Below are 9,404 nucleotides of genomic sequence, written 5' to 3'. Positions count from 1 at the left end.
CCCCTGCCCTTGTTGGTGTTCTTCACCAACAACGCCCACACACATGCTTTACGCTAGCCATCGACATGCGCTAAAAAATCCCAACGCCTGTCGCCTCGAACATAGAAGGCGGCACTGGAATAGTAATAGTCTGTAGCATATTTACACAAGCCTGCTTTTACCGGATTTTGATGGATATAGTCTATCTTCTGCCAAAGTACTTTATCCGACCACAACGATATACTCAATGAATTACGCTCCCATACCTGGTGCTTTCGATCTTTAGCGTTAACAAGCAAAAGATCCTGCATAGGTGATTGCTCATTGCGTAAAACTTTTAATATCTGCTGGCTCGTAAATCGCAGGAAATCGCGTTGAACGGCTTCGCGCGTATGGTCGTTCATTATTTGCCATACAAGGTGAAAGTGATTTTGCATAATAACAAAAGCATAAACTGTAACGCGATTCGCCTTACTTAAAAACGACAAACTCGAAATGATCACTTCCTTAAAGCGATCGTCTTGCAAAACCGGTTTCCATTCGAGGCATGTAACGGTAATAAAGTCTGGATGATCTTTAGCGTATTGTGCGATGGGTAAAGAAGTACTTTCCAATTTTTATAACGGGTATATTAGCAGTTAACATTTAAAAATCAGTGTGGGATTGGGTGTGATTGTTGGTGAAGAACACCAACAAGGGCATGGGTATTGTGCGATGCGTAAAGAAGTACTTTCCAATTTTTATAACGGGTATATTAGCAGTTAACATTTAAAAATCAGTGTGGGATTGGGTGTGATTGTTGGTGAAGAACACCAACAAGGGCATGGGAAGTGCTCCTGGTTTCTGCGGATTTTGTTTTCGCGCAGCAAGATGGCCTGCATGATGGTAAATATATCGGCCGAGTTAAGGACTTCTATCTTTTGGCTGTTTGACAGGCGAACGTTCATGCTGCAAGATAGAGAATCAGAATTAAGAAGCCAGAAGTCGGGAGTAAGAAGTAAGAGGCCAGAAGTAAGAAGTAAGAAGCCAGAAGTAAGAAGACGGGAAGACGGAAAGTCGGGAAGTAAGATCAACCAATGGGAATATAGATTCTTTGCTTTAGTATTCAACAGCCAGAAGCCAGTAGCTGTAGCCAGCGGCCACCAAAGTGCCGGAAACAATAGCATAGCATTAGGAAAGTATTCATAGCCGTTGGGAAAATTTAATTGGTGCTGCCTGCAGGCTCAGCGATATTCACTGGCTTTTTACCCGATACCTTACCGCTCCCGAACATGACCCGAATAAGGAAAATTAACCGTCTGCTGTGGACTCACCTTCTTGAGCGCGGTGGAGATTACAATCTGAAGATCTACAGAACACCGTTTGGTATTTACTGGATACTGCGGTGGAGATACTGGGCTGCCGGGTTCATTCAGTTCTTCTCGATGGGTAAACTATACATCCGCATTCGTAAACGCTCTAAACTATAACCTATGCAATATCTGCTATACCGGCTGTTATACAGACAGTATTTCATCCATACCGAAGGCATTAAAAAATTTGCCGAGCGGTGCACAAACAAATATGTGAGCACCATGGCGGTGAGAAAAACAAATATTCTCACAACATACATTCAGGTGTTGCGGCAGGAACGGGAGAAAAGAAAACAGGAATTTATGGAATGCGAAGACCTCGATCGTATGGACGATGGAAGTTTTGCCATTCGCAGGAGAAAATCGAGACGGATGAAAGTTGTTGTATATGTAACGCTCCTGTTCGAAATATTTCTGAACTATATCTCTACATTGATTTTTATACAGGGCGAAGGATTGCTATATGTGCTGGTTCGCTGGGGCTTGTCCATTATACTTGCGCTGGCAGCCATGCTGGTAACCGATGGCATTCTTACCAAGCTTCTGCCGGAAGAATCGGTTCGGGTAAAGGGTCATGCAGCACGCCACGAAGATGACGAAAGCTATAACCGGAACTTAAGAACAAAACGATACATTGGATTGGTGATCTTACCCGTGCTGCTGGTTATGGTTGAGATTGCAATTATAGGCGTATCGAGAGAAAGAGCGCTTGATATTGAAGGGGGCCGGTCCGGAAATATACTATTCTACGGATTTATACTTCTGTCGATGGCCCTGCCTGTTATTGCCGGTTATTTCAAGTGGGATTCAGAACAGCACGGCAAGCTGTTTCAAAACACATTGAACTACTATAGGGCTGAAAAACTGCTGCATGTTCTCAACCTCATTATTATAGCGAACATGAAAGATGTAAAAGAGATAGTAGACAACAGCATCCGGAGGTCGTGGGAGAAATTCAGCCGGTTTAGACTTTATAAAGAGAACTATAACCTAAAGCGGGACCATCCGAAAGAGCACTACCCTGCCGACCTGGAAACATTTAAAGATACTGCACTCGAACATTTTGGTACGGAAGTAAAATTCATTTTATCAGCGCTGGAGCCTCAGAAAGAAATTACTCCCGAGCCTGTTGCTGAATTACATTAAAATAAACCTCTCTCCCGCATGTCTATCAAAGGCCTCACTTTCGTAAAGATTTTCGCATGCATGGCAATGCTGTTCCTCATTCTGCTTTTTGCAAGCTGTACTTCTTTTGTAGAGAAAAAACGAAGAGTGCTAATCGTATTGCTGGACTACTCGGCAAGCAATACAGAACTGGTATTAGAGAGCTATATAAGCGTTATAACGGAAACTATCTTTCCGAACATGAAGCCATACGATTGCCTGGTGGTTGTGCCTATTGATGAGGGTTCGAAGATGCGGCCGGTAAAACTTGTATATGAAGACTTGGTTGAAAAACAATTCAGCCGGCGAAGTGATGGCTTTGCACATGCTGGCGATAGTTTGAAAAAGAGATTTATGGACTACGTGAAGGAAACTGCTCCTAAAATTGCCGAAACATTAAAAACACAAAAGCACATTCGAAAAGAATATACCGAGTACACAGACATTCTGGGGGCTATACATCAAACTACCAATCTCATTGAGTTTAATACAGCGGGAGGAACGATGCGGGATGCAGAAGATTTTGTGTTGGGAAAAATCAGGCTGAAGAGTGAAAATATCATTGTGCTGCTTAGCGACATGATACAGGATTCACGTGAATATAATTTCAACAGAAAACACGGAGTTACCGCTGATCAGACTACGGCTTATCTGACTGATTTAAAAAAAGCGAACGGCATTCCCGATCTGTCGGGCTGTACAGTATTTGCTATCGGAGCCACCGGAAGAAACTCTGCGCAAATTGACAACATACATTTATTCTGGACAGAATACTTTAAGAATACAAATGCAGAGTTGGCTTCGTATGGTTATAATGTTGATGGCAAGCTGCGTAAATACCTGATTGCTACCGATTAATTTATTGAGTGCTGCATAAAAAAATAACAGATATTCCGCCCACCTCTATTGCACTCCAAAATTATTCTTAAATTTTGCACTTGATTTTTTACCCGACTTCGTAGCTCAGTTGGTAGAGCAGCTGACTCTTAATCAGCGGGTCGAGAGTTCGAGTCTCTCCGGGGTCACTTGTTATCATTACCTGCAGCATAACCTTTATCGAAATGCAAGCCTACACTCCCATTACCGGCATTGAGCCACGCATTGAAATTATACCAGCAAAGAAGCTTGTCGGCAAACGCATGACGATGTCGCTGGTAAATAATAAAACCCTTGAGCTGTGGCAGAGCTTTATGCCGCGGAGAAAAGAGATCATTAACCCAGTATCGGCCGATCTGTTTTCGGTGCAGGTATACAGCGCTTCGAAAGACTTTAAATACTTTAGTGCGGAAGAAGAATTTGAGAAGTGGGCAGCGCAGGAGGTTACGGATTTCGACAACGTGCCTGCGGGCATGGAGACGATTACATTAGCAGGTGGCCTATATGCAGTGTTTCCATATAAAGGAAACCCGGCGATGGGTGCTAAGATGTTTCAATATATATTCGGCTATTGGATACCGATGTCGGAATATGAAGTGGACAGTCGTGAGCACTTCGAGATACTGGGCGAAAAGTATAAGAACAACGATCCGGAGTCTGAAGAAGATATATGGGTGCCTATACGAAAGAAAGTATAGTTAACACCGACAAATATGAAAGCTGTTAAATTCATGCATGCGGGAGTACATCTGTCTGTAAAAAATCTGCAGGAAACGCTTCGCTACTATCGCGACACGCTCGGTTTCTACGATGCGTGGACGCATGGCGACAAAGATGGTGGCTTGCGCCGGGATGATATGCGTATACTGTTTGGTGAAAACCGCGCCCACACGGAAGCTATTAACACACCAGCCCACCGGCTGAATATACTCTGGTTTGTAAGCAACATCGATGCGATATACCAGGAATTTAAAGGAAGAAATATAGCGATTGCCAGCGAGCTGAAGGAATACCCCTACGGCCTTCGTGAATTTGCCTTCATCGACATCAACGGCTATTATATTCGCGTGGCGGAAGGCACTTCTGATTCATAAACCCTTTGTATGGATGTACGTTTGGAGTAATTATTAAATCATACTTCTATGCAATCGCAGCGTTCACAATTCGATATTCCGGAAGATATAGCGTATTTCAATTGCGCGTATGGTGCTCCGCTGCTGCGGGCATCACAACAGCGTATTGTAGCAGGTATAGCGCGCAAAAGTTACCCGTGGAAAACGGTGCCTTCTGATTTCTTTGACGATGCCGAAACTATACGAACGCTGGCAAGCGAACTTCTGGGTGGCGATGCGGATGGATATGCCGTTGTTCCGTCTGCCAGCTATGGCATCAGCACGGCTGCACGTGCCCTGGAACATCAGCTGCAGAAAGGCGACCGTATACTGGTGATGGCTGAAGAATTTCCGAGCAACGTATTGCCATGGAAGCGGATAGCTTTCGAGAGGCAGGCAACGGTTCACACCGTGCCAACGCCGACATCGGGCAACTGGACGCAAGCTATCATCGATGAACTCAGCCTTCATGTAAAAATAGTAGCACTCTCTAACTGCCACTGGACAAACGGCACCTATATAGATTTGATAAAGATTCGGGAAGCCTGCAATCACTATCGATGTACGCTGGTGGTCGATGCAACGCAATCGCTGGGCGCTATGCCCTTCGCGCTGGAGCAGGTGAAACCTGATTTCCTGGTGGCGGCCGGGTATAAATGGCTTTTGTTTCCGTATGGTGTAGGCCTGCTCTATGTAGCTGAACCGTGGCGCCATGCGCGGCCGCTGGAGGAATCGTGGCTCGCCAGGCAGGGAGCGGAAGACTTTGCATCGCTGGTAAAATACTCTGATACCTATATGCCCGGTGCACGCCGGTTTGATGTGGGCGAGAAGTGTGTATCGACTACCCTGCCCGGTGCTATTGCTGCGCTGGAGCAGATCAAGGCATGGGGTATTGATACAATAGTGCAGTCGCTGCAAGCTATTAACGATAGGCTTGCTACCCATCTTGCGGAGCGTGGATTTCGCGTACCCGATCGTGCCTACCGATGTCCACACATGTTTGGCGCCGTAGTGCCTCCCGGATATACCGGCAACCTGGTAACGGAGTTAAAGAAGAAAAATATATTTATCAGCCAACGCGGAAACGCCGTTCGCTTTTCACCACATGTATACAACGACAACAACGATGTGCAACGCCTACTGGAAGCCATAGAAGAAATAATAAAATAATCCAGCCACAAATTGAACTGCAGCATGTAAAATATTTCCCACAGAACTCACAGATGAAATCACAGATATAAATGCATTTAACTTTGTGCAACTTGGTGTCTTCTTTGTGAACCTTTGTGTTATAGGGATTTTAAAATAAATACAGAAAAACTTCCCATAGAACTCACAGAATAGAATATAAAAAGTTACCCACACTCCATCGTAACTGGGAATGATTACCACAGAATAAATACAACCCTCTTCCAGCGCCTTCCCGGGTTCTTTAACGCTACCTTTCGAATAAATTACCGGCCACCTGTAATTATCTTTACCTATCTTCGACCCATTATCCAAAGTATCTTTTACTTGGCCAGCGGAGAAGAACAGCGGTTCATTAACCTCATTAACGAGCACCAGGGGCTTATACATAAAATTTGCTTTATGTATGAGCACGACTCTGATGCGCGCAACGACTTATTTCAGGAGATTGTGCTTCAACTCTGGCGATCGTTCCCTTCGTTTCGTGGCGAGGCCAAGATCACCACGTGGATGTATCGCATAGCACTGAACACCGCTATATCGGGTTTCCGAAAACAAACACGACTCGTTAAAACCGAAGACCTGCAGGAAGTTCACATGAATATATCGGACAATTGGGCCGATGACCGTGAAGAGGATTTTCAAAAACTGCAGTGGGCTGTTCGCCAGCTTCCGGAAATTGAACGTGCCATGATTATGATGGCGCTGGAAGAAGTTCCCTACGATGAAATTGCAGAGACTATTGGAATAACGCAGAACAATGTACGCGTACGCATGAACCGTATTCGCGAAAAATTAAGAAAACTTATGTGCCCGTAAGCATGGAACTGGAAGAACTACAAAGTATATGGAAGTATAACGATCCGGGTTTTCAACTGAAAGATGAAGCCGAAATTGCCTCGATGCTGAAAGGCAACAGCCTGTCGATCGTTGACAAACTGAAACGCAGTGTTTGGTTTGAACTGATCTTTACGCTCGTGGCAGGCCTGGCGCTGCTCATTTATGCGCTTACGCTGCCCAGCGGTGCACTCAAATGGACTTCCGTATCGATACTTATGTTGTTTGTAGCATATTCATTCTACTATATTAAAAAGCTTACGCTGTTGCGAAACTACAACCCGGCAGCTGAAAATCTGCGCGCTTCGCTGGAAAGGCTCACAAACGATCTTACCAGCTACCTTCGTTTCTACAAGCGCAGCTATACAGTTCTTTATCCTATATATTTTGTGTTAGGGCTTATGTTTGGAGCGCTGGAGAATGGCCCCGATAAATTCATTAACAACCTTTCGCAGCCGCGCACGATTCTATACCTGCTGTTGGTAGCCGTAATTTTCTTTTTCTGCAGCACATGGGTAACAAACTGGTATCTGAAAAAACTATACGGCAACCACCTCGAAAAACTTCGCTCCCTGCTGCATGACATTCATCAATAGAACAATTTCCTTACGATTTTCACTTACTGTTGTTGTTATAGTATGTGTGCACTTTAGCGCAGCACAGAAAAAAGAAGCTGTTGAAAACTCGCTTTTGTGGGAAGTATCCGGCAACGGACTAAAAGAATCATCGTACCTGTTTGGCACGTTCCACCTGATGGGGAAAGTATATGTAGATAGTTTAACGAAGGTGATGTCAACCTTCCATCAAACCAAAGCGGTGGTGGGAGAATTGATTATTGACAGCACCATGATGTCGCGCATCACACAACTGTCTATGCTGAAGGGCACCACACTCGACAAGCTTTTAACGGCCGAAGAATATAAAAAGACAGCAGTGCTGTTTCAGAAGCTTACGGGATATGACCTGAAGTTCTTCAACGGCTTTACTCCGCTCACCATCCAGATATTCATGCTGAGCATGCTGCAAAAGAAATTCTATGCGATGGATCAGGCAACCGATGTTGCCATGGATCTATACTTTCAAAAGCTTGGCAAAGATTCAGGCAAACCGGTAATAGGCCTTGAGTCGTTTGAAGTGCAGGCCTACGCCTCGATGGAGCAATTCAGTTACAAGCGCCAGGCGGAGTTACTGGTAACATCGCTGCAAGACCCTGCTGAGCTGGAAAAGGAAATGAAAGAGATGAACGATCTTTACCGTGCCGGCAACCTGCAAAAGCTCACCGAAATGGAATCCTTTACCGACAAATATACTCCTGCAGAAATGGCGGTGATGCTGGACAACCGGAACAAAGACTGGATGCAAAAATTGCCGGCTATATTTAAACAGCAATCTACTTTTGTAGCTGTGGGTGCAGGGCATTTGCCGGGCGAAAATGGATTGATCGTTCTGTTACGAAAAGCCGGCTATACCGTGAAGCCATTAGCGGTGCGCTAATCATTCTGATGATACCGCACAATCCTGGTGGGATTACTCAGTTTATAATCTTCTTTACTCTTATCGATCTTATAGCGCGTGTTGACGTAGCCTTTGGTATATGATTTTACACGCGCATCAAACTCCACCTGCATGCCTTCGGAGAGATTCAGTTTTTCAAAGCCTTTTGTCAGGCTGAACCACAGATGATCGGTAACTACATTGTTTGTTTCGAGGTCTACCACATGGCGGAATAACACCGTCTCTTCGGAATAACCCTTATAGTTAACCTTCTTGCCGAACCGGCTGAACACAGCCCTGAATCGCTTTCGTTGTCCTTCTTCTTTTGCCAATTCTTTTCGCATAGACTATGAATTACACGACAATTTTAAAGAACGTGTTTATACACTGCAACTTCGATTTTGTATTTTGCTTCTTTATCAATCATTCGATATGACGAAACGTTTGGCAAGACCTTTTCAACCTCACCTTTTTATAGCCTTTGTTATTCTTTTCGTTATCGGCTTCAGCTCTATCGGCTTAGCACAACATGTGCCGATCGATGATGACGTAGAGAAGAAGACTTATACGTTTGCAACAAAGGACACGCTCGCCTTACAACTGGATGTCTACCGGCACCCGGAAGCACCGGCCAAGAGCCCGTGCGTACTCTTTATATTTGGTGGCGGGTTTATTCGCGGCAAACGCGACCAGCCGATATACAATTCCTATTTCAATACCCTCGTCAGAAATAAATATGTAGTGGTGTCTCTCTCCTATCGGCTGGGTTTGGTTGGCGCTAAACGTATTACACCTTTTCGCGTAAAGCCACTGCGCAACGCTATCAACATGGCAGTAGAAGATGTATATGATGCTACTAACTGGGTATTGAAGAATGCAACGATGCTGGGTATTGATCGCGCTATGATTGTTGTGTCGGGGTCAAGTGCCGGTGCCATTTCTGCGCTTCATGCCGATTTTGAAAAACGCAATCAGAAACCAATCGCCAACGTACTCCCTGCCGACTTTCAATATGCAGGCGTAATTGCCTTTGCCGGTGCTATATTAACTTTTGATGGTGCTTTGAAATACAAAACTCCCCCCGCTCCCACACTCCTGTTTCATGGTACTGACGACAAACTGGTGATCTATAACAAAATCAGACTCTTCAATAAAGCGTTCTATGGTTCTAACCACATTGCAAAAGTGTTTAAGAAGAAAAAGTATCCATACTATATTTACCGTGAGGTAGGCATGGGGCACGAGGTTTCTTTTACACCGCTTCAGGAAAAGGGCGATGAGATACTTTGGTTTATCGAGCAATATGTATTGAAGAAGAAGCCGTACTTTATGGATACCTCTTTCGATAATCTGAACAAGGTGCGCACGGTGAATCTTACGCCGAACGATCTGTATAGGAAGC

12 protein-coding genes and 1 tRNA gene are annotated in these 9,404 nt (G+C 44.7%); 11 read left to right on the top strand and 2 right to left on the bottom strand.

Annotation, left to right across the window (positions count from 1 at the left end):
• Nucleotides 1–53: 53 nt before the first annotated feature.
• Nucleotides 54–593: an REP-associated tyrosine transposase gene (locus V7Q33_RS22065; protein WP_333821301.1), complete on the bottom strand. Its 540-nt coding sequence runs from the start codon at nt 591–593 to the stop codon at nt 54–56.
• A gap of 657 nt (nt 594–1,250) precedes the next feature.
• On the opposite strand from V7Q33_RS22065, the gene V7Q33_RS22060 reads away from it, so the two are divergent.
• From V7Q33_RS22060 to V7Q33_RS22015, 10 genes are all read left to right on the top strand, one after another.
• Nucleotides 1,251–1,448, top strand: coding sequence for a hypothetical protein (locus V7Q33_RS22060; protein WP_331976960.1), 198 nt, complete (start codon nt 1,251–1,253; stop codon nt 1,446–1,448).
• A 3-nt stretch (nt 1,449–1,451) separates the two neighbouring features.
• Complete coding sequence (locus V7Q33_RS22055) at nt 1,452–2,477, top strand: hypothetical protein (protein ID WP_331976962.1); 1,026 nt, start codon at nt 1,452–1,454, stop codon at nt 2,475–2,477.
• An 18-nt stretch (nt 2,478–2,495) separates the two neighbouring features.
• Nucleotides 2,496–3,353 carry a hypothetical protein gene (locus V7Q33_RS22050; protein ID WP_333821299.1) on the top strand — a complete coding sequence of 286 codons (858 nt, stop codon included), beginning with the start codon at nt 2,496–2,498 and terminating at the stop codon, nt 3,351–3,353.
• Between the two features lie 94 nt (nt 3,354–3,447).
• Nucleotides 3,448–3,520 (top strand) — tRNA-Lys (locus V7Q33_RS22045).
• Nucleotides 3,521–3,556: 36 nt separating this feature from the next.
• Nucleotides 3,557–4,069: a GyrI-like domain-containing protein gene (locus V7Q33_RS22040; protein WP_331976966.1), complete on the top strand. Its 513-nt coding sequence runs from the start codon at nt 3,557–3,559 to the stop codon at nt 4,067–4,069.
• A gap of 15 nt (nt 4,070–4,084) precedes the next feature.
• Nucleotides 4,085–4,465 (top strand): VOC family protein, encoded by a 381-nt coding sequence (locus V7Q33_RS22035; protein ID WP_333821298.1) that lies wholly within the window; start codon nt 4,085–4,087, stop codon nt 4,463–4,465.
• Nucleotides 4,466–4,513: 48 nt separating this feature from the next.
• Entirely contained in the window at nt 4,514–5,653 is a 1,140-nt protein-coding gene (locus tag V7Q33_RS22030) for an aminotransferase class V-fold PLP-dependent enzyme (RefSeq protein WP_333821297.1), read from the top strand.
• A gap of 345 nt (nt 5,654–5,998) precedes the next feature.
• Entirely contained in the window at nt 5,999–6,490 is a 492-nt protein-coding gene (locus tag V7Q33_RS22025; RefSeq protein ID WP_331976972.1) for an RNA polymerase sigma factor, read from the top strand.
• Nucleotides 6,481–7,104, top strand: coding sequence for a hypothetical protein (locus tag V7Q33_RS22020; RefSeq protein ID WP_331976974.1), 624 nt, complete (start codon nt 6,481–6,483; stop codon nt 7,102–7,104). The genes V7Q33_RS22025 and V7Q33_RS22020 overlap by 10 nt, the downstream gene beginning before the upstream one ends.
• A complete protein-coding gene (locus tag V7Q33_RS22015) occupies nt 7,088–8,002 on the top strand; it encodes a TraB/GumN family protein (protein ID WP_333821296.1) in 915 nt (304 codons plus the stop codon). The genes V7Q33_RS22020 and V7Q33_RS22015 overlap by 17 nt, the downstream gene beginning before the upstream one ends.
• On the opposite strand, the gene V7Q33_RS22010 is transcribed toward V7Q33_RS22015, so the two are convergent.
• A complete protein-coding gene (locus tag V7Q33_RS22010; protein WP_333821294.1) occupies nt 7,999–8,346 on the bottom strand; it encodes a hypothetical protein in 348 nt (115 codons plus the stop codon). The two genes, V7Q33_RS22015 and V7Q33_RS22010, sit on opposite strands and share 4 nt — an antisense overlap.
• An 88-nt stretch (nt 8,347–8,434) precedes the next feature.
• On the opposite strand from V7Q33_RS22010, the gene V7Q33_RS22005 reads away from it, so the two are divergent.
• A partial coding sequence (locus tag V7Q33_RS22005) for an alpha/beta hydrolase (protein ID WP_333821292.1) occupies nt 8,435–9,404 on the top strand: 970 nt, incomplete at its 3' end.

The organism is Ohtaekwangia sp. (genome assembly GCF_036786105.1).
Taxonomy (GTDB): Bacteria; Bacteroidota; Bacteroidia; order Cytophagales; family Cyclobacteriaceae; genus Ohtaekwangia.
This window is presented reverse-complemented; position numbering and strand designations above follow the sequence as displayed.

What these genes read in the sequence shown, in the direction of transcription:
- V7Q33_RS22060 (WP_331976960.1), top strand. Translation starts at nt 1,251, where the DNA reads ATGACCCGAATAAGGAAAATTAACCGTCTGCTGTGGACTCACCTTCTT.
- V7Q33_RS22055 (WP_331976962.1), top strand. Translation starts at nt 1,452, where the DNA reads ATGCAATATCTGCTATACCGGCTGTTATACAGACAGTATTTCATCCAT.
- V7Q33_RS22050 (WP_333821299.1), top strand. Translation starts at nt 2,496, where the DNA reads ATGTCTATCAAAGGCCTCACTTTCGTAAAGATTTTCGCATGCATGGCA.
- V7Q33_RS22040 (WP_331976966.1), top strand. Translation starts at nt 3,557, where the DNA reads ATGCAAGCCTACACTCCCATTACCGGCATTGAGCCACGCATTGAAATT.
- V7Q33_RS22035 (WP_333821298.1), top strand. Translation starts at nt 4,085, where the DNA reads ATGAAAGCTGTTAAATTCATGCATGCGGGAGTACATCTGTCTGTAAAA.
- V7Q33_RS22030 (WP_333821297.1), top strand. Translation starts at nt 4,514, where the DNA reads ATGCAATCGCAGCGTTCACAATTCGATATTCCGGAAGATATAGCGTAT.
- V7Q33_RS22015 (WP_333821296.1), top strand. Translation starts at nt 7,088, where the DNA reads ATGACATTCATCAATAGAACAATTTCCTTACGATTTTCACTTACTGTT.
- V7Q33_RS22010 (WP_333821294.1), bottom strand. Translation starts at nt 8,346, where the DNA reads ATGCGAAAAGAATTGGCAAAAGAAGAAGGACAACGAAAGCGATTCAGG.